22 protein-coding genes are annotated in these 22,976 nt (G+C 71.1%); 11 read left to right on the top strand and 11 right to left on the bottom strand.

Annotation, left to right across the window (positions count from 1 at the left end; all coding sequences use genetic code 11):
* Positions 1-129 precede the first annotated feature (129 nt).
* From ADK65_RS02670 to ADK65_RS02685, 4 genes are all read left to right on the top strand, one after another.
* Positions 130-1,404, top strand: coding sequence for a bifunctional glycosyltransferase family 2/GtrA family protein (locus ADK65_RS02670; RefSeq protein ID WP_053668145.1), 1,275 nt, complete (start codon positions 130-132; stop codon positions 1,402-1,404).
* Complete coding sequence (locus ADK65_RS02675; RefSeq protein ID WP_078955775.1) at positions 1,401-2,663, top strand: glycosyltransferase family 39 protein; 1,263 nt, start codon at positions 1,401-1,403, stop codon at positions 2,661-2,663. The genes ADK65_RS02670 and ADK65_RS02675 overlap by 4 nt, the downstream gene beginning before the upstream one ends.
* A 149-nt stretch (positions 2,664-2,812) precedes the next feature.
* On the top strand, positions 2,813-4,477 hold the full coding sequence (locus ADK65_RS02680) for a purine-cytosine permease family protein (protein ID WP_053668146.1): 1,665 nt from the start codon (positions 2,813-2,815) through the stop codon (positions 4,475-4,477).
* 167 nt (positions 4,478-4,644) lie between these two features.
* Complete coding sequence (locus tag ADK65_RS02685) at positions 4,645-5,100, top strand: hypothetical protein (RefSeq protein ID WP_053668147.1); 456 nt, start codon at positions 4,645-4,647, stop codon at positions 5,098-5,100.
* 95 nt (positions 5,101-5,195) lie between these two features.
* Here the strand turns inward: ADK65_RS02685 and ADK65_RS02690 are convergent, their stop codons facing one another.
* From ADK65_RS02690 to ADK65_RS02730, 9 genes are all read right to left on the bottom strand, one after another.
* On the bottom strand, positions 5,196-5,777 hold the full coding sequence (locus ADK65_RS02690; protein ID WP_053668148.1) for a hypothetical protein: 582 nt from the start codon (positions 5,775-5,777) through the stop codon (positions 5,196-5,198).
* Positions 5,778-5,890: 113 nt separating this feature from the next.
* Positions 5,891-6,991 carry a winged helix DNA-binding domain-containing protein gene (locus tag ADK65_RS02695; protein WP_053668149.1) on the bottom strand — a complete coding sequence of 367 codons (1,101 nt, stop codon included), beginning with the start codon at positions 6,989-6,991 and terminating at the stop codon, positions 5,891-5,893.
* A 198-nt stretch (positions 6,992-7,189) separates the two neighbouring features.
* A complete protein-coding gene (locus ADK65_RS02700; RefSeq protein WP_053668150.1) occupies positions 7,190-8,317 on the bottom strand; it encodes an LLM class flavin-dependent oxidoreductase in 1,128 nt (375 codons plus the stop codon).
* Positions 8,318-8,368: 51 nt separating this feature from the next.
* Entirely contained in the window at positions 8,369-9,358 is a 990-nt protein-coding gene (locus tag ADK65_RS02705) for an ABC transporter substrate-binding protein (protein WP_053668151.1), read from the bottom strand.
* 33 nt (positions 9,359-9,391) lie between these two features.
* A complete protein-coding gene (locus ADK65_RS02710; protein WP_053668152.1) occupies positions 9,392-10,156 on the bottom strand; it encodes an amino acid ABC transporter ATP-binding protein in 765 nt (254 codons plus the stop codon).
* The gene (locus ADK65_RS02715; protein WP_053668153.1) at positions 10,153-11,094 is read right to left on the bottom strand and encodes an amino acid ABC transporter permease; all 942 of its coding nucleotides are present in this window, start codon (positions 11,092-11,094) and stop codon (positions 10,153-10,155) included. Before ADK65_RS02715 ends, ADK65_RS02710 begins: the two co-directional genes overlap by 4 nt.
* Before the next feature lie 4 nt (positions 11,095-11,098).
* On the bottom strand, positions 11,099-12,043 hold the full coding sequence (locus ADK65_RS02720) for an ABC transporter substrate-binding protein (protein ID WP_053668154.1): 945 nt from the start codon (positions 12,041-12,043) through the stop codon (positions 11,099-11,101).
* Positions 12,040-12,534 carry a GNAT family N-acetyltransferase gene (locus ADK65_RS02725; protein WP_053668155.1) on the bottom strand — a complete coding sequence of 165 codons (495 nt, stop codon included), beginning with the start codon at positions 12,532-12,534 and terminating at the stop codon, positions 12,040-12,042. The genes ADK65_RS02720 and ADK65_RS02725 overlap by 4 nt, the downstream gene beginning before the upstream one ends.
* Positions 12,531-13,691, bottom strand: coding sequence for an LLM class flavin-dependent oxidoreductase (locus ADK65_RS02730; protein WP_053668156.1), 1,161 nt, complete (start codon positions 13,689-13,691; stop codon positions 12,531-12,533). The genes ADK65_RS02725 and ADK65_RS02730 overlap by 4 nt, the downstream gene beginning before the upstream one ends.
* Before the next feature lie 564 nt (positions 13,692-14,255).
* Between ADK65_RS02730 and ADK65_RS02735 the strand changes: the two genes are divergently transcribed.
* The 4 genes from ADK65_RS02735 to ADK65_RS39565 all read left to right on the top strand — a co-directional run bounded on the left by ADK65_RS02735 (position 14,256) and on the right by ADK65_RS39565 (position 17,426).
* On the top strand, positions 14,256-15,281 hold the full coding sequence (locus ADK65_RS02735) for an amino acid ABC transporter permease (RefSeq protein ID WP_078955777.1): 1,026 nt from the start codon (positions 14,256-14,258) through the stop codon (positions 15,279-15,281).
* Positions 15,282-15,398: 117 nt separating this feature from the next.
* Positions 15,399-16,628 carry an acyl-CoA dehydrogenase family protein gene (locus ADK65_RS02740; protein ID WP_053668157.1) on the top strand — a complete coding sequence of 410 codons (1,230 nt, stop codon included), beginning with the start codon at positions 15,399-15,401 and terminating at the stop codon, positions 16,626-16,628.
* A 111-nt stretch (positions 16,629-16,739) separates the two neighbouring features.
* Entirely contained in the window at positions 16,740-17,261 is a 522-nt protein-coding gene (locus ADK65_RS02745; protein ID WP_053668158.1) for a DUF6174 domain-containing protein, read from the top strand.
* A 42-nt stretch (positions 17,262-17,303) separates the two neighbouring features.
* Positions 17,304-17,426 carry a hypothetical protein gene (locus tag ADK65_RS39565; RefSeq protein ID WP_267889702.1) on the top strand — a complete coding sequence of 41 codons (123 nt, stop codon included), beginning with the start codon at positions 17,304-17,306 and terminating at the stop codon, positions 17,424-17,426.
* Between the two features lie 16 nt (positions 17,427-17,442).
* Here ADK65_RS39565 and ADK65_RS02750 read toward each other — a convergent pair whose 3' ends face one another.
* Positions 17,443-18,537 carry a carboxylate-amine ligase gene (locus ADK65_RS02750; protein ID WP_053668159.1) on the bottom strand — a complete coding sequence of 365 codons (1,095 nt, stop codon included), beginning with the start codon at positions 18,535-18,537 and terminating at the stop codon, positions 17,443-17,445.
* 330 nt (positions 18,538-18,867) lie between these two features.
* Between ADK65_RS02750 and ctaD the strand changes: the two genes are divergently transcribed.
* Positions 18,868-20,580: a cytochrome c oxidase subunit I gene (ctaD, locus tag ADK65_RS02755; protein ID WP_078955782.1), complete on the top strand. Its 1,713-nt coding sequence runs from the start codon at positions 18,868-18,870 to the stop codon at positions 20,578-20,580.
* A 23-nt stretch (positions 20,581-20,603) separates the two neighbouring features.
* Complete coding sequence (locus tag ADK65_RS02760) at positions 20,604-20,951, top strand: hypothetical protein (protein ID WP_234352778.1); 348 nt, start codon at positions 20,604-20,606, stop codon at positions 20,949-20,951.
* A gap of 67 nt (positions 20,952-21,018) precedes the next feature.
* Here ADK65_RS02760 and ADK65_RS02765 read toward each other — a convergent pair whose 3' ends face one another.
* A complete protein-coding gene (locus ADK65_RS02765; RefSeq protein WP_053668160.1) occupies positions 21,019-21,627 on the bottom strand; it encodes a hypothetical protein in 609 nt (202 codons plus the stop codon).
* 143 nt (positions 21,628-21,770) lie between these two features.
* Here ADK65_RS02765 and ADK65_RS02770 point away from each other — a divergent pair, with 143 nt between their 5' ends.
* Positions 21,771-22,937 (top strand): serine hydrolase domain-containing protein, encoded by a 1,167-nt coding sequence (locus ADK65_RS02770; RefSeq protein WP_053668161.1) that lies wholly within the window; start codon positions 21,771-21,773, stop codon positions 22,935-22,937.
* Positions 22,938-22,976: the final 39 nt, after the last annotated feature.

A 22,976-nucleotide genomic window follows, 5' to 3' on the forward strand; every position in this document is an offset into this window, starting at 1 on the left:
CGGCAGTTCCCGCCAGGGGCACCCCCGCCCCGACCTCTTCGACGCTCCACCCGACACGGGCGCCTTCGGCATGCCCGAAACCGGCGCCCGGGCATGCCCCCACGCCAGAAAAGAGACCGTGAGACAGCCATGCGAACCGTATTGCGGTCGGTCCCGAGCGACCGCCCGGCAACCGCATCATCCGCGTTGCCCCGCCGCGCGCCCCTGCCGGCCCACCACCCGGACCCCGTCCTGGACGTGGTCGTTCCGGTGTACAACGAGGAGAACGATCTCGAACCCTGCGTCCGGCGCCTGCACGCCCACCTCGGCGAGACCTTCCCCTACGCCTTCCGCATCACCATCGCCGACAACGCCAGCACCGACGCGACGCCGCGGATCGCCGCCCGGCTGGCCGCGGAGCTGCCCGGCACGGACTGGATACGGCTGGCGGAGAAGGGGCGCGGGCGTGCGCTGCACACCGCGTGGTCACGCTCGCGCGCCCCGGTGCTGGCGTATCTGGACGTCGACCTGTCGACCGACCTCGCGGCGCTGCTGCCGCTGGTCGCGCCGCTGATCTCGGGCCACTCGGACATCGCCATCGGCACCCGGCTGGCCCGCGGCTCGCGGGTGGTGCGCGGGCCGAAGCGGGAGATCATCTCCCGCTGCTACAACGGGCTGCTGCGCGGCACGCTCGCGGTGGGCTTCTCCGACGCGCAGTGCGGCTTCAAGGCGGTGCGGCGGGACGTCGCCGAGCGGCTGCTGCCGCTGGTGGAGGACCGCGAGTGGTTCTTCGACACCGAGTTGCTGGTCATCGCCGAGCGGGCGGGCCTGCGGATCCACGAGGTGCCGGTGGACTGGGTGGACGACCCCGACAGCCGGGTCCACATCCTCGCCACGGCGCTGGCCGACCTGCGGGGCATGGCCAGGATCGGCGGAGCCCTGGCCCGCGGCGGACTGCCGCTGTCCGCGCTGCGCCGCAGCGGCGGTGACCTGGCCGGGGAGCTGCCCTCGGGCCTTGCCGGGCAGGTGGTGCGTTTCGCCGCCGTCGGTGCCGCCAGCACCCTGTGCCATCTGCTGCTGTACACGGTGCTCAGACCGGCGACCGGAGCGCAGGCCGCCAACGCGCTAGCCCTGCTCGCCAGCGCGATCGCCAACACGGCGGCCAACCGGCGGGTCACCTTCGGTGTGCGGGGCCGTGGCGGCGCCCTGCGCCACCACCTCAAAGGCCTCGCCGCCTTCCTGATCGGACTGGCCCTGACGAGCGGTTCGCTCGCGCTGCTGCACCACACCGCGCCCGGGGCCGGCCACGGGGCCGAACTCATGACCCTGGTCGTCGCCAACCTGGCTGCGACGCTGCTGCGCTTCCTCCTCTTCCGGGCGTGGGTGTTCCCGGCCCGCCTCACGACAGGACCCTCCGCCCCATGAGCACCGTCCAGCTGCGCCGTCCGCCCGCCGGAACCGCACCGCCCGAAGTCCCGGACGGAGCACGGCGGTTCCGGCAGCGGCTGCGCACCGCAGCCGCGCGTCACGGGCCCGTGCTGCTGACGTACGGCGTGCTGAAACTGGCCGGCTTCGGCGTCTTCATGTTCCTGCTGGACTCCGCGGGCGACTTCCGGAAGAAGAACCCGCGCTTCGGCGGCGGCGAGCACGCCTGGGACGTCCTGGCCAGCTGGGACGGCTGGTGGTACCAGCAGATCGCCGCGCACGGGTACGACCCGGCCCTGAAGCCGATCCCGGGCGCGACCGGCCTGATCACGCTGGAGGGCAACTCGGCGGCGTTCTTCCCGCTGTACCCGACGCTGATGCGGCTGGTCTCCGAGTGCACCGGACTCGGCCTGTACGGCGCCGGCATGACGGTCTCCGTCATCGCCTCGTTCGCCGCCGCGCTCGGCATCTATGCCGTGACCAAACGTCTCGGCGGCCACCGGGCCGGCTTGGTCGCGGCCGGGCTGTGGGCGGTCTGGCCCGGCTCGGGCACGGAGTGGTCGGGCTACTCGGAGTCCCTCTACACGGCCCTCGCCGCGTGGGCCTGCCATGCGGTCATGACCCGGCGCTGGCTCACGGCCGGCCTGCTGACCTGCGCGGCAGGGCTGTGCCGGCCCACCGCCGTCGCGCTCGTCGCCGCCCTCGCCGTAGCGGCGGTGCTGTCCCTGCGCCGGCGCGAGGACGGGGTCCGGCGTCCGCTGGCCGCTGTGGCGATCGCGCCCCTGGGTCTGTTCGGCTATCTCGGCTGGGTCAACTACCGCATGGGCGACATCAACGGCTACTCCAAACTGCAGGACGGCGCCTGGGCCCACAAGTTCGACTGGGGAGTCCACACCTTCGACGTGCTGACGTCCCTTCCGGTCGGTCACTTCGACTACCGCTTCGCGCTGCCCTTCGAGGACGTGATCGGCGTCTGCGTGGTGCTGATGGTGCCGGTGCTGACCGTTTTGCTGACGCGCCTGCGACCCCCTGCCGTGCTCGTCGTGTACACGGTCCTGTCCTATCTCATGGTGATGTCCACCCAGCAGTACTTCGGCAACGTCTCGCGCTATCTGCTCCCGCTCTTCCCGCTGTTCGTCCCCCTCGCCCTCGCGATGCGCCGGCTCCGACGGCCGTCCCTGGCGGCGGTCCTCGGCACGGCCGCGCTGGCCTCCGGTTCGTACGCGGGGTACGTGCTGTTCGTGCTGGGGGTGCCGTAGGAACGGCCGGCCCGTCGGCGTCCGGTGGGACGGCTCCGCGGTGAGATGGCTCCGAAACATTCCCTTCACCCAGGAAGTATTTAGGGGTAACGACCGCTGCCTACCGTGCCTGCCTTGTCAGTCCCCAACCCGCAGCAAGGAGGCGTGGCATGAGTGCCGAGCCACGACTGGCCGCAGTAGCCGAACCGGAACCCGCACCGCAGGCAGCACCGGGCACGGACCAGGCCGTCACGGAGACCCTCGAGGACTACACGCTCCGCTTCGCTCCGCGCAGTTACCGGCGCTGGACCCCGATGGTGGTGGCGACGACCGCGCTCGGCGGCATCGCCTACATGGCCGACTTCTCCATCGGGGCCGGCATCGGACTGGCCCACGGCACCGGCAACGCGCTGCTCGCGATCGCCGTCGCCGCGGTCGTCATCTTCCTGACCGGCTTCCCGCTGGCCTACTACGGCGCCCGCTACAACATCGACCTGGACCTGATCACCCGCGGCTCCGGCTTCGGCTACTTCGGCTCGGTCCTCACCAGCGTCATCTTCGCCAGCTTCACCTTCATCTTCTTCGCCCTGGAAGGCTCGATCATGGCCCAGGGCCTGAAACTGGGCCTCGGACTGCCGCTCTGGCTGGGCTACCTGGTCTCCACGCTGATGGTGATCCCCCTGGTGATCTACGGCATGAAGGCGCTGAGCAAGCTCCAGGTGTGGACCACTCCGATCTGGCTACTGCTGATGGTCGGCCCGCTGGTCTACCTGGTCGCAACCGACCCGGGCACCGTCGACCGCTTCCTCTCCTACGCGGGCACCGACGGGGACGGCGGCATCGACACGGCCTCCGTGCTGCTCGGTGCGGGCGTGTGCCTGTCGCTGATCGCACAGATCGGCGAGCAGATCGACTATTTGCGCTTCATGCCACCCAAGACCGAGGCGAACAAGCGCAGTTGGTGGACGGCCGTGGTGATGGCCGGCCCGGGCTGGGTGGTGCTGGGGGCACTCAAGCAGGCCATCGGAGTGTTCCTCGCGGTGTACATCATCGCCGAGGTCGGCGCCTCCGCCGCGCCCGAGCCGATCCAGCAGTTCAAGGGCGCCTTCGACGCGATGATGCCGTCCTGGCTCGTCGTCCCCCTCGCCGTGGTGCTGGTCGTCATCAGCCAGATCAAGATCAACGTGACGAACGCGTACTCCGGCTCCCTCGCGTGGACCAACTCCGTCACCCGGGTCACGAAGCGCTACCCGGGCCGGATGGTCTTCGTCCTGGTCAACCTGGGCTTCGCGCTGGCCCTGATGGAGGCCGACATGTTCAGCTTCCTCAACAGCATCCTGGGGTTCTACTCGAACTGCGCGATCGCCTGGGTGGTCACCGTGGCCACCGACATCGGCATCAACAAGTACGTGCTGAAGCTGTCCCCGCACGCCCCCGAGTTCCGCCGCGGCATGCTCTACGCCGTCAACCCCGTCGGGGTCGTGGCCTTCGTCGCCGCCTCGGGGCTGTCCATCGCCATGTACTTCCACGCCCTCGGCGACGCGCTCCAGCCGTACTCCCCCGTCGCCGCGGCCGTCATCGCCTTCGTCCTCACACCAGTGATGGCTGTGGTCACCAAGGGCCGGTACTACCTGCGCCGCACCGACGACGGCATCGCCGAGCCGCTGCTGGACGAGGACGGCAACCCCAGCGCCGTCGCCTACGAGTGCCATGTGTGCCGGCAGCAGTTCGAGCGGCCGGACGTGGCCGCCTGCCGGACGCACGACGCTGTCGTCTGCTCGCTGTGCCTGAGCACCGACAAGGTCGGTGATCACGTCCTGCCGGCCACGGTCTGAGGGGTGCGGCGGGAGCGCGACGGGGCTCTCCCGCCCCACGGCACGTTCCAAGTCGGTCTCGGACGCGCTGTCCGCGACCGGACGAGGGGTGACTCCGGTGCCCGGGCGGCATACTGATCTTGCGCTGCGCAGTGATCAGGAGACGGCCGGAGAGGGGATGACGGCACGTGACCACCGAAGAGCCGGACGGGCGGGGAGCCTCCCACGAGCCGCCCGGCGTTCCCCCGTTCCACGACGACATGTGGCTGAGGTTTCTCACGGACAGCGAGTCCGCCATACGCGTCTCCGCTCCCAGGGAGCCCTCGGCCGAGGAGCGGGCCGCGGGGCGGCAGCTCCAGCCCCCGCACGCCGTGGGTGATCTGTGGCAGCCGGAGGACCTCTGGGTCCGGGTGGCGTGGCGGGACCTGGACCGCCGTGCCAAGGTACGGCGCGCGGGTCGGGTGGCCGCCACCGCAGCCGCCGTCGCGCTGGCCCTCGGAGCCTGGTCCCAGCTCTCCACCGGTGCGGGCTCCGGCCACCGGCCCGGCGAGACCACGGTGCGGCAGGTCGAGGGTGCGACGGCGCGACTGGCCACGGCCACACCCGTCCCGTCCACGGTGCCCCTGAAGCAGCCGGCCCGATAGCTCAAGCAGGCCCGAGGTGGTTCCTGCGCGCCGCCCACTCGCACCGCCACGGGGCTGCGAGACCACCGGAAGCAGGTACCGGTGGACCGCGGTGTTCAGCCCGTCTTCCAGCCCCTGCGCGTGTCGATCCGCTCCCACTCCGCATCCCACTGGGACATGCGGCGCCGGTCGAGGCCCAGGCGGGTCAGCCAGGTGGCTCCCAGCACCGCGGCGCCCGTGAAGAACCCGGCGAGCGCGCCGCCCATGGCGGTGTGCAGCCACGCCTCGCCCCCGGACACGGGCGCGCTCGTGAGGTCACCGCTCCGGTTCACCCACACGGAGAGGGTGCTTCCGGCGGGTGCTCTCGCCGGGACCCGGGCCTCCTCCCGGTGCGTGGAGCCGTCGGGCGCGGTCCACCGCACCTTGCCCCACACCCGGTGGTCGCTCGCCTCACGGGCCGGTGACGGGCCGGGCGCGTCCTCGACGACCGTCGCCCGGACCTGGCTGCTCTCGGCCCGCTGCCGCTCGACGGCCTGCTCGACCGTGCCCGCCGCGAGCAGCCCCGCGATCAGCCCGCCGAGCAGGGCGAGCACCCAGCCCGCGAGCACGATCCAGGCCTCGACGACGTCGACGCGCCGTTTGAGCGCGTTGCGCCGCCACCGCCACCACCGCACGGTCACACGTTCTGACGCTTCCATGGGCCGACACCCCCTCGTGAGCACCGGCAGCACCCTTCCAGTGTGCGCCTGTCAGCCGGGAACGCCCGCCGATCAACGCCGGGCGTGGGCACTCCGGGCGGCGCGAGTCCGGATCAGCCGGGAGAGGCCGCGATGTGTACCCGGTCGCTCACTCCCCCGGAGAGGAAGGAGGCCATCGCCCGCCCCTCCTCGGCGACGGCCGTGCGGTCGGTCCGGGACAAGCGGCGCAACGGTGTGACGTGCACTGTGCCCTCCTCGACGGTCCAGGTGGCGGTGACCCTGCCGTCGACCAGGACGACTCGGGCGCCGGCGACGGACAGATGACGGTGCTGGTCGTCGATGATCCGGCTGCGGTCGTGATATCCGAGGATCGCGTTGTCGAACGCCGGCAGGAACCTCACCGGCGCCGGGGTGCCGGGATCGGGGCGGGGAGCTTCGGGGAGGTCGAGCAGTTCGCGGCCGCGTTCGTCACGGAAGGCGACGAGTTCCTCGCGGAGGGCGGACACCGCGGCGGGCAGTCCGGCAAGACCGCACCAGGCGCGCAGGTCGGCCGGGGCGGCGGGGCCGAACGCGGCCAGGTAGCGCCGTACCAGCGCCCGGCCCACGGGGTCGGAGACGTCCGGGGAGGGCGGATCGGTCTCGCGGCCGAGCCAGGAGGAGAGGAGCGCATAGCGCGCACCCCCTCGGGTGCGCCACAGGCCGCGTGGCGGCACCTGGACCGTCGGGAGGAGAGCCGCGACGAGCATCTCGCCCAGGGGCCGCGGCGGCGCCCCTGGCCGGCGGCCGGCGACGGCTCGTGCGAGGTCGGGCATCGAGCGGGGTTCGCCGTCGGCCATGACCTCCCGGCCCGCCGCCGCCAGTTCGTCGGGATCGATTCCGTCGAGTTCGCGCCGGTACACGCCGAGGACCCGCTGCCGGAGCATGGCGTCGTGGCGGGAACGCCAGGCCACGACGTCGTCGGCGGTGACGAGATGGACGGTGCGGCGCATGAGGTGGGTGCGCACGACACGGCGCCCGGTCAGCAGGTCCGACAACTCCGCCGGGTCGAAGCCCCGCAGCCGCGACCACAGGCCGGGGAACGGCTCCTGCGGTTCCTGCGCCTGGAGACCGCACAGGTGCGCGACCGCGTCGAGGACCGGCAGGTCGGCACGCTCGAGGAGCAACTGCCGGGCCAGGGTGGCGCGGTTGAGCGCCCGAGCGTCGAGAACGGTCATCACAGCACCTCGGCCCTCGCGTCGTGTGCCGACCCGCGGACCGGGTGTCCGGGCGGCTTGCGCGCTCACGGTCGCACGGGATGCGGTCAGTTCGTGTCCGCATCCCGTGCCGGTGTGTCCGGCCGCCCGGTCTCACACCGGGGCCCGGCGGTGGCCGGGAGCCCGGGCGGCGCCACCGCCCCGCGCGGCGGTTGTGCGTCACCTTCGTTGCCACTCCTCCGCCAGGAGCCGGTACGAGCGCACCCGGTCGGCGTGGCCGTGGGTGATGGTCGTGATGATCAGCTCGTCCGCGCCGGTGGCCTCCTGCAGTTGTTCGAGCTGGTCCGCGACGCGTCCGGGCGACCCGACGAACTGGGTGTCGACGCGGTCGGCGACCAGGGCCCGGTCCTGCTCGGTCCAGCGGTGGGCGCGGGCCTGCTCGGAGGTGGGGAAGGGGATCGCGCCCTCGGCGGTGCGGATGCTGCGGACCCACGGTCCGTATCCGGTGGCCAGCTCGCGGGCGGTCGCGTCGTCCTCGGCCACGACGACGTCGGCGGAGACGCTGACGTAGGGCTTGTCGAGGTGGTCGGAGGGCAGGAACGCAGCCCGGTAGCCTTCTGCCGCCTCCAGGACGGTGGCCGGGCTGACGTGGTAGTTGGCGGCGAAGCGCAGGCCGTTGCGCCCGGCGACGTCGGCGCTCTCCCCACCGCTGCTGCCGAGGACCCACACCTGCACGTCGGCACCCTCACCGGGAACCGCGTGCGCCTCGACGCCGTCAGCCGAGCGGTAGTCGCCGCGCAGCAGCGCGAGGACGTCGCTGATCTGCTCGGCGTAGTCCTGATGCCGGGCGCCCGGCTGCTGCAGCAGTTGCTGCTGGAGCCGCAGGCGTGGTGAGCCCCGCAGGTGCTCGGGTGAGAACCGGGGCGGGATTCTGAGGCCGTTGGGGGTTCGGCCGTCGACGACGGGCGTCGTGGTGGGCCGGGGCTGCGCCGTCTGCCCTGAGGGACGTCCGCCGGAGCGGCCGAGGCCCAGATCCAGGCGTCCCGGGTGCAGGGCGTCGATCAGGCCGAACTCCTCCACGGTGGACAGGGCGGTGCGGTGGCCGAGTTGTACGGCGCCCGAGCCGATCCTGATCGTGGAGGTCGCTGAGGCGGTCAGGGCGAGTACGACGGCGGGAGAGGACCCGGCGACGCCGGGGTTGAGGTGGTGCTCGGCGAACCAGTAGCGGCTGTAGCCGTACGCTTCGGTCTGCCGCGCGAGGTCCAGGGTGTTGCGCAGGGCGTCGGCGGTGGTGGCGCCGGAGGGGATCGGGACGAGGTCGAGGACTCCGAGGGGGATGCGGGACATGGTCGGTGCTCCTCAGCGTGGGGCGGCGGAAGGGGACGAGGGGGCGTCCGGTCAGCTTCCGTTCTCGGGCAGGCCGGGCGGGTTGACCTCCGACTTCCGCACGGCCTCGCCGGACAGGCCCCAGCGCTTCAGGACCTTCGCGTACGTCCCGTTCTCGATGACGTGGTCGAGCGCGTCGGCGAGCGGCTTCGCCAGGCCGTTGTCCTTCTTGGTGGTGGCCGCGATGAGGCCCTGGAGGCCGGCACCCGCCCCCGAGCAGGTGCCGACGACCTCGGTCTTCCCGGTGGTCGCCGCGTGGTAGGCGGCGGTCGGGTTGGGGCCGAGGTAGAGGTCGACCCGGCCGGACTGCAGGGCGAGGTAGGTGTCGCTGTCGTTCTGGTAGTACTTGATGTCCACCGGCTTCCGGCCGGCCTTCTCGTTCTCCTTGGACCACTCGACCAGCAGCTTCTCCTGGTTGGTGCCACTGCCGACCGCGACGGTCCGGCCCGCCACGTCCTCGGGTCCGTCGACCTTCAGGCCGCTGCCCTTCTTCGCCTCGAAGCCCAGGTTGTCCTCGCGGTAGGTGGCGAAGTCGTACTTCTCCTTGCGTTCCTCGGTGACGGTGATGTTGCTCAGTCCGACGTCGTACTTGCCGCTGTCCAGGCCGACGAAGATGTTCTCCCAGGACACCGTGTTGAGGTGCGGCTCGAGGCCGAGGACGTCCGCGACCAGGTGGGCGAGGTCGGGCTCCACACCGATGACGGTCTTGTTGTCCGTGGCGCGGAAGGTCAGGGGGGCCGCGGAGCCGGAGGAGTCGACGATCTCCAGCGTGCCTCTCTCGCGGATCTTCTCGGGGACCTCGGCGGCTATGGAGTCGACCTTGCCGGTGGTGACGCGGTTCTGGTCGGGGCTGATGTTGATCTTCGTCTTCCCGCCGGGCGCGGCCGCGACCTCGGTGGTGCCGCCGTCGGTGGGGTTGGCGCAGCCGGCGAGGACGAGGGCGCCGGCGAGTCCGAGCGCTGCTGCGGCAGTGGGGCGGCGGGTGACGACGGTGGTGGCCACGGTGGTGCTCCTTGCGTGAGGGGCGGCGGGTGGTCAGAGGACCTTGGAGAGGAAGGCGCGGGTGCGCTCGTGCCGCGGCGCGTCGAGCACGGCGGAAGGCGGGCCCTGCTCCACGACGACTCCGGCGTCCATGAACACCACGGTGTCGGCGACCTCACGGGCGAAGCCGATCTCGTGGGTCACGACGATCATGGTGGTGCCGGAGCAGGCAAGGTCCTTGATGACGTCGAGGACCTCGCCGACCAGCTCCGGATCGAGTGCCGACGTGGGTTCGTCGAACAGCAGCACCTTCGGTTCGAGAGCGAGTGCCCGGGCGATGGCGACGCGCTGTTGCTGACCGCCGGAAAGCTGCCGCGGATAGGCGTCGGCCTTGTCGGCGAGACCGACCCGGTCGAGTAGCCGGCGGGCGGTCGTCTCGGCCTCCTTGCGCGGGCGGCGCCGGGCGGCGATGGGGGCCTCGACGAGGTTCTGCAGGACGGTCAGGTGCGGGAAGAGGTTGAAGTTCTGGAAGACGAACCCGATGTCGGTCCGCTGCTTGAGAACGTCCCGCTCCCTCAGCTCGTGCAGCTTGTTCCCCGACCGGCGGTAGCCGATGAGTTCACCGTCGATGCTGACCCAGCCGCGGCTGACCTTCTCCAGGTGGTTGATGGTGCGCAGCAGCGTGGACTTCCCGGAGCCGGACGGGCCGAGGACCACGGTGACCTCGCCGGCCCGCACCTGCAGGTCGACTCCGCGCAGTACCTCCAGCGGACCGAAGCTCTTGTGGACGCCGTGGACGTCGACCATGACGGCACTCATGCGCTCTCCTTCGTGAGGGTCGTGACGAACCGGCGCGCGCGCTGGAGCGGGGTGGGGGGCGGGGTGCGGTCGGCGCCGCGGGCGTAACGGCGCTCCACGTAGTACTGGGCGACCGACAGCAGCGAGGTGAGGACGACGTACCAGGCGGTGGCCACCAGCAGCAGGGGGATCACCCGGCCGTTGCGGCCGTAGATCACCTGCACCTGGTAGAAGAGCTCGCCGATGGACATGACGTAGACCACCGAGGTTCCCTTGAGCAGGCCGATGATCTCGTTGCCGGCGGTGGGCAGGATGGCGCGCATGGCCTGTGGGAGGACGATCCGGCGGATCTGCCGGAGCCGGGGGATGCCGAGCGCCGCCGCCGCCTCCAGCTGTCCCTGGTCGACCGCGATGACACCGCCGCGCACGATCTCGGCGGCGTAGGCGGCCTGATGCAGGGTCAGCCCGATGACTGCGGCACCGATGGTGCCGATGAGGGTGTTGCTGTCGACGGACCAGAACACCGGCCCGAAGGGGATGCCGAGGCCCAGCTCCTTGTACAGGGCGCTGAGGTTGAACCAGAACACCAGCTGGACGATCATCGGGATGGACCGGAACACCCAGATGTAGGTCCAGGCGACGGTCGAGAGCACCGGGCTGCGCGACAGGCGCATGAAGGCGAGCACCGTGCCCAGGAGGAAGCCGAGGACGGTGGCGTAGGCGGTGAGCTGGAGGGTCACCCACACCGCCTGGACGATCGTCTCGGACAGGACGTAGTCGCGGAAGACGCCCCACTCCCAGACGGGGTTGGTGACCAGGCCGTGGGCGAACTGCGCGACCAGGACGACCACGGCCGCGCCGGCGGCCCAGCGGGCGTAGTGGCGGATGGGCACGACTTTCAGGTCTTCGTGGTGCCCGGCCAGTCGTGCGGCCGGTTCTGTGATCGTGTCGCTGCTCATGGGGTCACCTGTGCTCGGGCGGGTTGATCCGCGACGCGTCGATCGCGGAGGCGGAGGTGCCCCACTTCTTCAGGATCCGGGCGTACGTGCCGTTCTTGATCAGTTCGTCGACGGCGGCCCGGAACGCCTTGGTGAGCGGGGAGCCCTTCTTGAAGGCGAAGCCGACGTCGAGGCGGTGGTACTCGCCGAGGAAGGTGGTCTGCGCCGCGGGCTGGGCGGCCTGGTGGCGCAGGCCGTTGATGGTCGACATGATCACGTCGATGCGGCCCTGCCGGAGCGCGGTGAGCGTCGCTCCGTTCTCGGAGTAGACCTTCACCTCGTAGGGCTTCTTGCCTGCCTTGGCGCAGATGTCCTTCCGCGCGGCGAGGGTGGACTCGAAGGTGGTTCCGGCGCCGGTGCCGATGGTCAGGCCGCACAGCTGGGACAGGTCGGTGACCTTCTTCTTGACGGCGGTGCTGCCCTTCTTCACGGCGAAGCCCTGACCGTCGTCGATGTAGGTGACGAAGTCGACGGTCTTCAGGCGCTGGGTGGTGACGCCGAAGTTGCCGGTGCCCACGTCGTACTTGCCGCTGCCGAGGGCGGGCAGGATCGTCTCGAAGGAGGCGTCCTGGCGGTCGAGCTTCACGCCGAGGACCTTGGCGACGGCGTCGGCTATGTCGATGTCCTGGCCGGCGGGCGCCTTGCCGGGCCCGTTCGGGTAGTAGGCGCCGGGCGGGAAGCCGACGGAGCTGCCGATGCGCAGCCTGCCCGACGCGCGGACGCCGGCGGGCAGCAGGGCGGCGACGGAGTCCACCGTTCGGACGTCGGCGACCGGGTCGTCGGTGGGGGCCGGGGACGCCTGGGCGCCCGCCGGTGCGGCGCCGGGGGTGGTGCCGGAGCCGCAGGCGGTGAGGGCCAGGGCGGGCAGCAGCACCAGGGCGGCGGCGCTGCGCGACGGGGTTCTGTTCACGGCTCGGGGACCTCTCGCAGGTGCTTCTCGAACGGCAGCGGGCCGATGGTCTCCGGGTCGGCCTCGATGTCGAACAGGGGCGTGTAACCGGTGGCCAGGTACAGGCCGCGGGCTTCGGGCTGGCGCGGGCCGGTGGTGAGGAAGACGCGCCGGTATCCACGGCCCGCCGCCTCACGTTCGAGCTCGGCGACGACGCGCCGGGCGAGACCGCGGCGGCGGTGGGCGGAGTGGGTCCAGATCCGTTTCAGCTCCGCCGTGGCCGTGTCGTACCGCCGGAAGGCGCCGCCCGCGACGGCTTCGCCGCGTTCCAGCAGCAGGAGCAGACCGCCGTGCGGTGCGGTGAACTCCTCGTCGGGGTAGCGGGAGATCTCGGCGTGCGCGTCCCTGCCGTAGCGTCGGGAGTACTCGTCGCCGAGTTCTCGCAGCAGCGGCGCGACCCGGGGGTCGGAGACGGGTACCTGAATGAACGTCAGTTCCGGTGCGGAGGTCATCCGTTCACCGTCGCGAGGGGCTGCGGATCGCTGTCCGTTCGCCCGGCCTCGTGCCTGGCGGCGCGTTCGGCGTCGCGCTTGGCGACCTCCTCGCGGACGATCGGGATCACGTGCCGGCCGAAGTCGATGGCGTCGCCGAGCAGGTCGTAGCCACGGGCGGAGAGGATGTCCACGCCGAGGTCGTAGTAGTCCAGGAGGGCCTGGGCGACCGTCTCCGGGGTGCCGACCAGGGCGTTGGAGTTGCCCGCACCGCCGGTCGCGGCGGCGGTGGGGGTCCACAGGGCGCGGTCGTAGCGCTCCCCCGCCTCGGCGATGGCGATCAGTCGCTGCGAGCCGGTGTTCTGCGGCTGCGCGGCGCCGTTGTGGCGCTTGGTGATCGCCTCGCCACGCTCCCTGCGGGCCTTGATCAGGCCGACCGTGCGGTGGGCCTTCTCCCAGGCCAGTTCCTCGGTGGGCGCGATGATCGGCCGGAACGCCGCCTGGATGCGTGGCACATCGGTGCGGCCCGCGGCCTGTGCGGCGGCCTTCACCTTCTCGATCTGCTCGGCGGTCTTCTCCAGGGGCTCTCCCCAGAGGCAGTAGATGTCGGCCTCGGCACCGCCGGCGGCGTAGGCGGCGGGCGAGGAACCGCCGAACGACACGTTCGGGCGCGGCTGCTGGACCGGGAAGACGTCGCTGACGAAGTCGTGGAAGCGGTAGTGCTCGCCCTCGTGGTCGAACGGCTCGTGCGTGGTCCAGATCTTCTTGACGATCCGGATGTACTCGCGGGTGCGGGCGTAGCGCTCGTCCTTGGTGAGGGTGTCGCCCTCGCGACCCTGCTCCCGGTCGTTGCCGCCGGTGATGAAGTGGACGGTCAGGCGTCCTTCACTGATCCGGTCGAGGGTGGCGAAGGTCTTCGCGGCGAACGTCGGGTACGACACGTTGGGCCGGTGGGCGAGGAGGATCTGGAGCCGGTCCAGCCTGCTCGCGATGTACGCGGCGGCCGGTGCCGGGTCCGGCGATCCGGAGCCGTAGGCGAACAGCACCCGGTCCCAGCCGTGTTCCTCGTGGGCCCGGGCGAGCCGGAGTGTGTAGTCCTTGTCGAAGGCGGCGCCGGAGCGCGGCGTGGTTTCGGATCCGTCGTGGGTGGCGGCGATGCCGAGGAACTCCACGGGCATGGGTTCTGGCCTTTCCTCAAGTCGTCCGGAGCCGTGCCGGGACAGCACCGGGGCACGGCGCGCCCGCGGCACGGTCGGGTCCGACGGCGCTTCAGGGCGTGGCGATGGGGGGGTCGTGAAAGGAGTGGTGCAGTGGGGTGATGGCGCGTGGGCCTGGGCCTGGGGCAGGGTGGAGCGGCGGCAGCGCGTGTCAGGAAGGGGACTCGGCCCGCGACGGGGACACCGAGGGAGGGAAGGGCCGGTCAGACGGCCCGCTGCCGCGTCAGACGCAACACGCCGCGGACCACACCCGACCGAAGTCGATGTGGCCACGGGTGACCAGGCGCTGCTCGGCGTTCATGCGACTACTTGAGCAGGGCGACTCGCGTCTCGTCAACCACAGCCCGGATGCCGGACGGGAGTTGGGGCGAGTCGGCCCGCGGTTCTGGGTGTGGTTGACACCTGTGTGTGTCGGCGCCGTACGATCGGGCGCACCGCGTTGAGGGACGCGGCGAGCGTGATGACGCCGAAGCCTGGCTCCGGTCCCCACCCGTGCCGCGCCTCCCTCCCTTGGAGAGCCTTCTGATGGCCTCGCCTTCCGATCTCACCGCATCCTCGCCTTCCGACCTCACCGCGCCCGCTCCCGACCTGTCCGCGACCGGTCCGAAGACCCCCGGCCGGGCCCCTGCCCCGAGGGCGGACGACGACGTGCCGCGCATCGTGCCGCGCCGCAACATCGGCCGTCTGCTGGCCGCCGCCGTCGCCCTGTCGCTCTTCGCGCTGCTGGTCGACTCGGTCGTCCGCAACCAGGCCTTCCAGTGGGGCGTGGTCGCCGGGTACTTCACCAGTGCCGCCGTGCTCGACGGACTGCTGCTCACCCTCTGGCTGACCGGCGTGGTGATGGTGCTCGGCTTCCTCCTCGGCATCCCGCTGGCCGTGATGCGACTGTCCGCCAACCCGGTTCTGAGCAGCCTGAGTTGGGGGTACGTGTGGATCTTCCGGTCCACTCCGCTGCTGGTGCAGCTGCTGCTCTGGTTCAATATCGGAGCCCTCTATCCGACGCTCGGCCTAGGCATCCCGTTCGGCCCGCAGTTCGTCACCGTCAAGACGGTGAACCTGCTCGGCCCCGCCCTGACGGCCGTCATCGGCCTGACCCTGCACGAGGCCGCCTACGCAGCCGAGGTGGTGCGCGGCGGCATCCTCTCCGTGGACTCCGGGCAGACGGAGGCCGCGCAGGCGCTCGGGATCGGCAGGGCGCGGGCCCTGCGCAGGATCGTCGTGCCGCAGGCGATGCGCTCCATCGTGCCGACCGCGGGCAACATGCTGATCGGCACCCTCAAGGGCACGAGCATCGTCAGTGTGCTGGCCGTGCACGACCTGCTGTATTCGGTGCAGCTGGTCTACAACCAGACGTACCAGGTCATTCCACTGCTGCTGGTCGCCACGTTCTGGTACATCGCCGTCACGACGGTGCTCAGTGTGGGCCAGTTCTATGTGGAGCGGCGCTATGCGCGCGGCGCCGCCCGTGCGTTGCCGCCCACCCCCGCGCAGCGTCTGAGGGCCCGGCTGGCCGCGCGCCGCCATTCCCTACGTTCCCTATCGAATTACTAGGAAAGTATTGACGGGGCCTTGCGCTCCTGCGCAGGATGATGCGGATGGCCCACACATCTTTCCCATCCGTGATGCTCAACACCCCGTTCCGCATACGAACTTGAGGAGATCCCAGCGATGGGCGTTGCCATGGCGCCGTCCGGCCCCGCCGCGGAGTTCGACCAGCCGGGGGCCGGCAGCGCGCACTGGTCGCGCGTGGCACGCGAGACGGCGGAGGACCTGGCAACGGACGCCGTCGCCCGGGATCAGGCGGGCAAGCCTCCCTTCGACGAGGTGTCCCGGCTGCGCGAGTCCGGGCTTCTGACCCTCCTGCTCCCCGCCGAACTCGGGGGCGGCGGCGCCGACTGGACCCAGGCGTACGCCGTGGTCCGGGAGATCGCGGCGGCGGACGGCGCCATCGGGCAGCTCCTCGGCTGTCACTACTTCACGTCCTGGAGCGTCCGGTCGTTCGCCGATCCCGCCCTCGCCGCCCGGCTGGAGCGGCGGTCCGCAGCGGAGCGGTGGTGCTGGGGCGGCGGCCTGGCCCGCCAGGAGCCGGCGCTGACACTCACTCCGGACACGCGCGGGTACGTGCTGAACGGGCGGCAGAGCTACGCCGCGGGCGTTCTGGTCGCCGACCGACTCGTCGTGCGCGCGGTGCGGGCCGGAACTGGTGAGCCCTTCGCGCTCGTGGTCGATCCCGCCCTCGCGGGTGTGGTCGCCGACGGTGACACCGACCCCTTCGGCCAGCGGCTGGCGGCGGGCGGCAGCGCGGAGTTCGACGCCGTGCCCATCGCCGCCGCGGACGTGCTGGGCTCCCTGTCGGCGGACGAGGACGTCCTGTCGCCCCTGACGGCCCTGGTGTCACCGGTCGGTCGTCTGCTGTCGGCGCAGCTCCGGCTCGGCATGGCGGAGGGCGTGCTCGCCGAGGCCCGTGAGTACAGCAGGTCCGGGCACTCGCACTGGCATCCGGACTGGCCGGTCGGTTCCCCCCGGGATCCACAGGTGCTGACGGCGTACGGGGAGCTCACCGTGCTCACCCGCTCGGCGTCCGCACTCGCCGACGAGGCACGCCGGGCCGTGCAGGGCGGGCTGGACCGCGGCGAGGACCTCACCTACGAGGACTACGCGGAGATCTCGGTCCTGGTGGCCATGGCCGAGGCCGCCGCCTCCAAGGCCGCCCAGGAGTCCACCGCTCGCGCCCTGGACATCATCGGCGCCCGCTCCGCTTCGGCCCGGCTCGGCTTCGACCGGTTCTGGCGCAACGCCCGGACGCACACCCTCTACGAGCCCGTCGGCCACCGGCTCCAGGACGTCGGGGACTACTTCCTCAACGGGGCGCACCCACCGTTCGTCCTTCCCGTCTGACCACGCGGCGACCGAACGGACGCGCTGCGTGTCGCTCGGTGGTCGAGGCCGCCGAACGTTCCCCGAGTGGCCGGCGTCATAGCGGTAACCGTCGTCGAAGGGACGTCCGCCATGACCACCCCAGCCCGAGCCGTTTCCGGTGCCGTACTGGTCGGAGGGATCGTCTGCGCGGTCGCCGCCTGCGGCACCGCGACATCGACGTCCCCCGAGGCGGAAAGCGCACCCGGACATGTTCGGGGCGCCTGGCGGGAGCCCGCCTCCTACACCTACATGCTCCGGTCGAGCGAGGGGGAGCGAAGCCTGCTCGGCACCTTCCGGATCTCGGTCCGCGACGGCGCTGTCGTGAGGGCGGTGGGCCTGGACGACTCCGCGCGCAGGGCGGTCGAGAGCGCACCCGACGCCGTGCCCACGCTCGGCGAGCTCCTCGCGGAACTGGAGCAGGCGCGCCGGGACGACGCGGCCACGGCCGAGGCGAGATACGCGGCCGACGGACACCCTGTGCGCATCGTCCTGGACTGGGAGGAGAACGCAGTCGACGACGAGGCGCGCTACGACATCACGGCCTACGAGCCGGCGAACGCCAAGGGCACGGGGAGCACCGGGGACACGGCCGACGCCCGGCGGACCACCTGACGCCGGCCGGCTCCGCGCGGGTTCATGGGCACACTGATGTCGGTGGCCACGCACAGTGCGCCCGTCCGCCGGGCGCTCGAGGCGGACGCCGACACCGGCGGTACGCGGCTGGTCGTACACGCCCGCGCGGACATCGCTGTCGCCGCCTACGCCGCGGTGGCCTGACGAGCCGATCCGGGCGTCACGGCATCGTGCTCTGGGCGCTGATCAGCTCGGTGACCGCGCGGAGACCGCCGTGCGCGAGGGCGGCGCGCTGCCGGTCCGCGCCGGTCCCGTCCTGCAGCAGCCGGTGGACCAGGGACGTGACCTGCCGGGAGTCGCCGGATGCCTCGAGGGCGGGAGCGACGTGCCGCAAGAACTCGTAGAGCACGTCGCCGGCCCGGTGCGGGGCGCCGCCGGGGTCGAGAAGGGTGTCTCCGAGACCGTGCCGGGCTGCGTGCCACATGGCGGCCTGCAGCAGCTCGGGCGCGGTGTCGGGCAGGGGCGCGTCGGCGGCCGCTTCCGCCAGGGAGGTCTCCACGAGGGCCCGGATGAGCGCGGCGAGCATCACCGCCTCGTCCGCGCGCAGCTGGACGTCCAGGCACCGGACCTCGATGGTGGGGTACGTGGCCGAGAGGCGGGCTTGCCAGTAGAGCTGCCCGACGTCCGAGATCAGACCCGACTCCAGCAGCCGTTCCACGCGCCGGTCGTAGTCGGCGGCGTCCCGGAAGTGCGGCGGCGTGCCGCTGACCGGCCACCGGCTGAAGATCACGGTGCGCCAGCTCGCGAACCCGGTGTCGTGACCGTCCCAGAGCGGTGAGTTCGCCGCCATGGCCGTCAGCGTGGGCAGCCGGGAGCGGATCCGGTTCAGCACCTGCACACCCGCTTCCCGGTTCGGCACGGCGACGTGCACGTGCGTGCCGTTGACGAGTTGTTCCGCCACGAGCTGGGGTGCCTGGGTGACCATGGCCCGGTAGCGAGCCTGGTCGGTGACGGCGATGGGGCGGCCGTGCCGCAGCGGCGGGGTGCCGCAGACCCCGATCCGGCAGCCGTGCTGCTCGGCGGCGCCGCCGACGGCGTGCCGCAGCCTCAGCAGGTGGCCTCCGACCTCCTCCAGGGTGTCGCAGACCGGGGTGGCCACCTCGACCTGCGCCTGGAGCAGCTCGTACTGCACCTCCTGGTCCGTCACGAGGTGCCCCACGCCCGCAGCGGCGCGTACTTTGTCCGCCTGAGGTACCGGCAGGCCCGTGACCGGGTCGAGCAGCAGGTATTCCTCTTCCACGCCGATCGTCGTCATCGACCACCCTCTGTTCCGCCCGGAGGCCGGGCCGGATCCCGGCGCGCGTCCGACGCACCAGAGAACGAAGGTCACCTCTCGGAGGCCCGCTCGTGCGTGACCGAGTGCCGCGCCCGTGCCGTAACAAAACATGACACAGACGTAGAAAACGCTTGCACGAGGAAAGGCGCCGCCCACGCCCCGAGGATCTCTGACCCACCCCCTGACAAATGGATCATTCCGCCGTTCGGAGCAGGGACACCGAGAACAGGCAAAGGGATTGAACCGCACCGAATAGGTTGCCCCCGGGGGGTGACCGTCCGTGCACCGTTGCTGCTGATCGAGGACCTGATGGCGACACACACCGAACCGGTTTCCCCTGCACCCGCGGTCGAGCGGCATGGCAGAGGGAAAGTGGTCGTCTCCTGGCTGACGACCACCGATCACAAGAAGATCGGGCACCTGTATCTGATCACGTCGTTCGGGTTCTTCCTGGTCGCCGGGGCTCTGGCGATGCTCATCCGGGCCGAACTGGCCCGGCCGGGGCTGCAGATCGTCTCCAGCGAGCAGTACAACCAGGCGTTCACCATGCACGGCACGATCATGCTCCTGCTGTTCGCCACGCCCACTTTCGCCGGCTTCGCCAATGCCGTCATGCCCTTGCAGATCGGCTCACCCGACGTGGCGTTCCCGCGGCTGAACATGCTCTCGTACTGGCTGTTCCTCTTCGGCGGGCTGATCGTGCTCGGCAGCTTCCTCACCCCGCAGGGCTCGGCCGACTTCGGCTGGACCGCGTACACCCCGCTCAGCGGTGGGGAACGCACCCCCCAGGTGGGCGGTGACCTGTGGATCATGGGGCTTGCGCTGTCCGGCTTCGGCACCATCCTCGGCTCCGTCAACTTCATCACCACCATCATCTGCATGCGCGCACCGGGGATGACGATGTTCCGGATGCCGATCTTCACCTGGAACGTGCTGCTCACCTCGCTGCTGGTGCTGCTGGCCTTCCCGGTCCTGGCCGCCGCGCTGCTGGTGCTGGAAGCGGACCGGCACTTCGGCGCGCAGGTGTTCAACGCGGAGAACGGGGGCGCTGTGCTGTGGCAGCACCTGTTCTGGTTCTTCGGCCACCCCGAGGTGTACATCCTCGCGCTGCCGTTCTTCGGCGTGATCACGGAGATCATCCCCGTCTTCGCCCGCAAGCCGATCTTCGGCTACACCGGTCTGATCGGCGCCACCGTCTCCATCGCCGGTCTGTCGGTGACGGTGTGGGCGCACCACATGTTCGCCACCGGCGCGGTGCTGCTGCCGTTCTTCTCCTTCATGACGTATCTGATCGCCGTGCCCACCGGTGTGAAGTTCTTCAACTGGATCGGCACGATGTGGCGGGGTTCGCTGTCGTTCGAACCGCCCATGCTCTGGGCGATCGGCTTCCTGGTCACCTTCCTCTTCGGCGGCCTGACCGGCGTCATCCTGGGCTCCCCGCCGCTCGACTGGCACGTCACCGACAGCTACTTCGTGGTCGCCCATTTCCACTACGTGCTGTTCGGAACGATCGTGTTCGCGATGTTCGGCGGATTCAGCTTCTGGTGGCCGAAGATGACCGGCACGATGCTCGACACGCGGCTGGAGAAGATCCACTTCTGGACGCTGTTCGTCGGCTTCCACACCACGTTCCTGGTCCAGCACTGGCTCGGCGCCGAGGGCATGCCCCGCCGCTACGCGGACTATCTGGCCGCCGACGGGTTCACCACGCTCAACACCGTCTCCTCGATCGGCGCCTTCCTGCTCGGCCTTTCCACCCTGCCGTTCCTGTACAACGTGTGGCGGACGGCCCAGAAGGGCGAGAAGGTCGAGGTCGACGACCCCTGGGGTTACGGCCGCTCGCTGGAATGGGCCACGTCCTGCCCGCCGCCCCGCCACAACTTCCTCACCATGCCCAAGATCCGCTCCGAGTCGCCCGCCTTCGACCTGCGCCACCCGGACGTGGCGAGCCTGGACGAGGCGGAGAACACCGGGCAGCGCGATGTGGTCGATGCCGAGGGGCACAAGGGCGAGCGGCTGTGAGACGGGGCAGGCAGCAGGTTCCCGTGGGCGAGCCGCGCAGCGCCCTGGCCGACGAGACCGAGGGCTTCCTTCTCGCCCATTCTCATCGCGACCAGGCGCAGCAGGAGGCCGAGGAGCTCTGCGCACGCATGCCGTGGCTGACCACCGCCCAGGTCGAGGAGATCACCGGCCACTACGTCCGACGGCGTCTCGACGTCACCCGGCAGCTGATGCTCGGCACCGTGCGGCGTGCCGACGAACTGCGGCAGGAGTACGAGAGCCGCTACATCCGCCTCCGGCGCGCCCTGCTGCGACGGCACGCGGCCGGTGCCTGCGCGGTCCTGGCCTGTGCCGCGGGGGCGGGGGCGCTGGCGGGTGTGCTGACCCGCTGAGCCGAGGGCCGGGCTCAGCGGCCGAAGCCGTAGCCGTCCTCTCGGGGTGCCGAAGCCGTCGGCGGCCTCAGTGGCCGTAGGGCGGTTCCAAGCAGCCCGTCTCCGGGTACGGGCCGTGCGCCCGCACCTCGAAGTCCGGCTTCTGCACGAACCCCGACACGCAGGCGTCGTCGTGCACGCGCAGGGCGACCCGTGTCCCCTCGGGCGTGACGTAGCCGTCGTCCTTCCAGCGCGGGGACATCGCCGTGACGGTGAGCGTGCCGCCGAGGCGCTTGCCGTCCTGCGTGACGCGCTCCTCCTCGTAGCCGAGCCGGAGCAGGGCAGTCCGCACCGTCTCGGGGTCCCACTTCCGCCGCTCCCACAGCCGTTCGAGCACCGGCCGGAGGCGGTCGGCCTCCCGCTGGGCGTCCTTCGCGTGAGCCGCAGTCATGTCACCCTCACGGCGGTAGGCGTTGTTCTCGTTGTAGTGCGGGGCGCCGTCCCCGGCGCCCGGCTCCACGTACGGCGACGCTCCCGGGGCACTGGACGAGGACGTGTCCGACGGCGTGGAACCGGTGGAGGCCGCCCCGGCGCGCGCGTCCGGAGCGTGCACCTCACCGCAGGCCCCGAGGGACGCGACGAGCGCGGCGGCCAGAGCGAGAGAAGTGACCGGACGGGCGAACAGTGAAGTGGGCATGCAGCCGACCCTCTCATCGGCGCGGCCTTCCTGGGGGCCGTTCTCCTGCGCTGGGTGGTCCTGAGGGAGTCGGGGTGCGGTCGGGGATCCCTCGGGGGCGTCCCCGATGCGCGGTCACACCCCTCACTGGAAACGTGAGGTGCATGACCTCGACCCCCATGTCACGAAGGGCCTTCGCGGGCGCCGCCCTGACGGGAGCGACCGCGCTGGCCGCCCTCACCGTGCTGCCCGCCGTCGCGTCCCCCGCTTCAACCACTCCTCTCCCCCCACTGGACACCGCCGCGCTGCGGGCGGCGATCGATGATCTGGAGCATCCGCCGTCCACCGCAGCCCAGTTACGCGTCGGCGGCGCGGCCGGCTCCTGGCAGGCCTCCTCGGGTGTGGCCGACATCAGGACGCGGCGGCCGGTGACGGGGCACGACAAGGTCCGCATCGGCAGCATCACCAAGGTCTTCGTGGCCACGGTGATGCTGCAACTGGTGGCCGAGGGCCGGGCCGCTCTGGACCAGCCGGTGCGGCACATCCTGCCGGGACTGCTGCCGGCCCGCTTCTCGCCCGTCACCGTAGGCCATCTGCTGGACCACACCAGCGGGTTGCCGGACCACGTGGGCATTCCCGAACCGACGAGCGCGGAAGAGGTGTTGCAGCACCGCTTCGACCACTGGACACCACAGGAGTGGGTGGCGACAGCGACGCACGGAGCACTGAAGTTCACCCCGGGCACGTGGCAGGAGTACCGCGGCGTCAACTATGTACTGTCCGCACTGATCATCGATGAGGTGACCGGACGCCCGTACGGCGAAGCCGTGGCCGCCCGCATCCTGCGCCCGCTGCGCCTGGCCGGCACCGTCGTACCGGGCGACGATCCCCGCATCCACGGCCGGCACGTGCGCGGCTACCTGGCGACGGCCGACGGTCGCCTGAGGGACGTCACCGTGTACGACCAGTCGTCCGGCCGGGGCGAGGGCGACATGATCTCCACCACCGGCGACCTCGACCGCATGCTCACCGCCCTGTTCTCCGGCGAACTGCTCCCGCCGGAGCTGCTGCGACTGATGTTCACACTGCCGGAGGACGTGCGCATGCTGGACGGCTCACCGGCCCGCTACAGCACCGGGCTTCAGCGGGCCGACGTCAACGGCGTGACGTTCTGGGGCAAGACCGGCGAGACGTACGGCTACAAGAACGCCGCGTTCTCCACTCGTGACCGGCAACGCAGCTTCGTGCTCACCTACAACCCGACGACCGCCCGCAACGGTGAGGAGAGCCGGATGATCGCCCGGGTCGCGGACCTGCTCACCCGCGGCTGAGCGGATCCTCGTGTCGTGGAGAGATCCCGCGGTGTGGTC

Origin of the sequence: Streptomyces sp. NRRL B-1140 (assembly GCF_001280065.1) — a bacterium.
GTDB lineage: Bacteria > Actinomycetota > Actinomycetes > Streptomycetales > Streptomycetaceae > Streptomyces.

Excerpts from the sequence above, each read along its gene's own strand:
- ADK65_RS02670 (WP_053668145.1), top strand. The coding sequence starts at position 130 with ATGCGAACCGTATTGCGGTCGGTCCCGAGCGACCGCCCGGCAACCGCA.
- ADK65_RS02675 (WP_078955775.1), top strand. The coding sequence starts at position 1,401 with ATGAGCACCGTCCAGCTGCGCCGTCCGCCCGCCGGAACCGCACCGCCC.
- ADK65_RS02680 (WP_053668146.1), top strand. The coding sequence starts at position 2,813 with ATGAGTGCCGAGCCACGACTGGCCGCAGTAGCCGAACCGGAACCCGCA.
- ADK65_RS02690 (WP_053668148.1), bottom strand. The coding sequence starts at position 5,777 with ATGGAAGCGTCAGAACGTGTGACCGTGCGGTGGTGGCGGTGGCGGCGC.
- ADK65_RS02695 (WP_053668149.1), bottom strand. The coding sequence starts at position 6,991 with ATGACCGTTCTCGACGCTCGGGCGCTCAACCGCGCCACCCTGGCCCGG.
- ADK65_RS02700 (WP_053668150.1), bottom strand. The coding sequence starts at position 8,317 with ATGTCCCGCATCCCCCTCGGAGTCCTCGACCTCGTCCCGATCCCCTCC.
- ADK65_RS02710 (WP_053668152.1), bottom strand. The coding sequence starts at position 10,156 with ATGAGTGCCGTCATGGTCGACGTCCACGGCGTCCACAAGAGCTTCGGT.
- ADK65_RS02715 (WP_053668153.1), bottom strand. The coding sequence starts at position 11,094 with ATGAGCAGCGACACGATCACAGAACCGGCCGCACGACTGGCCGGGCAC.
- ADK65_RS02725 (WP_053668155.1), bottom strand. The coding sequence starts at position 12,534 with ATGACCTCCGCACCGGAACTGACGTTCATTCAGGTACCCGTCTCCGAC.
- ADK65_RS02730 (WP_053668156.1), bottom strand. The coding sequence starts at position 13,691 with ATGCCCGTGGAGTTCCTCGGCATCGCCGCCACCCACGACGGATCCGAA.
- ADK65_RS02735 (WP_078955777.1), top strand. The coding sequence starts at position 14,256 with ATGGCCTCGCCTTCCGATCTCACCGCATCCTCGCCTTCCGACCTCACC.
- ADK65_RS02740 (WP_053668157.1), top strand. The coding sequence starts at position 15,399 with ATGGGCGTTGCCATGGCGCCGTCCGGCCCCGCCGCGGAGTTCGACCAG.
- ADK65_RS02745 (WP_053668158.1), top strand. The coding sequence starts at position 16,740 with ATGACCACCCCAGCCCGAGCCGTTTCCGGTGCCGTACTGGTCGGAGGG.
- ADK65_RS02750 (WP_053668159.1), bottom strand. The coding sequence starts at position 18,537 with ATGACGACGATCGGCGTGGAAGAGGAATACCTGCTGCTCGACCCGGTC.
- ctaD (WP_078955782.1), top strand. The coding sequence starts at position 18,868 with ATGGCGACACACACCGAACCGGTTTCCCCTGCACCCGCGGTCGAGCGG.
- ADK65_RS02765 (WP_053668160.1), bottom strand. The coding sequence starts at position 21,627 with ATGCCCACTTCACTGTTCGCCCGTCCGGTCACTTCTCTCGCTCTGGCC.
- ADK65_RS02770 (WP_053668161.1), top strand. The coding sequence starts at position 21,771 with ATGACCTCGACCCCCATGTCACGAAGGGCCTTCGCGGGCGCCGCCCTG.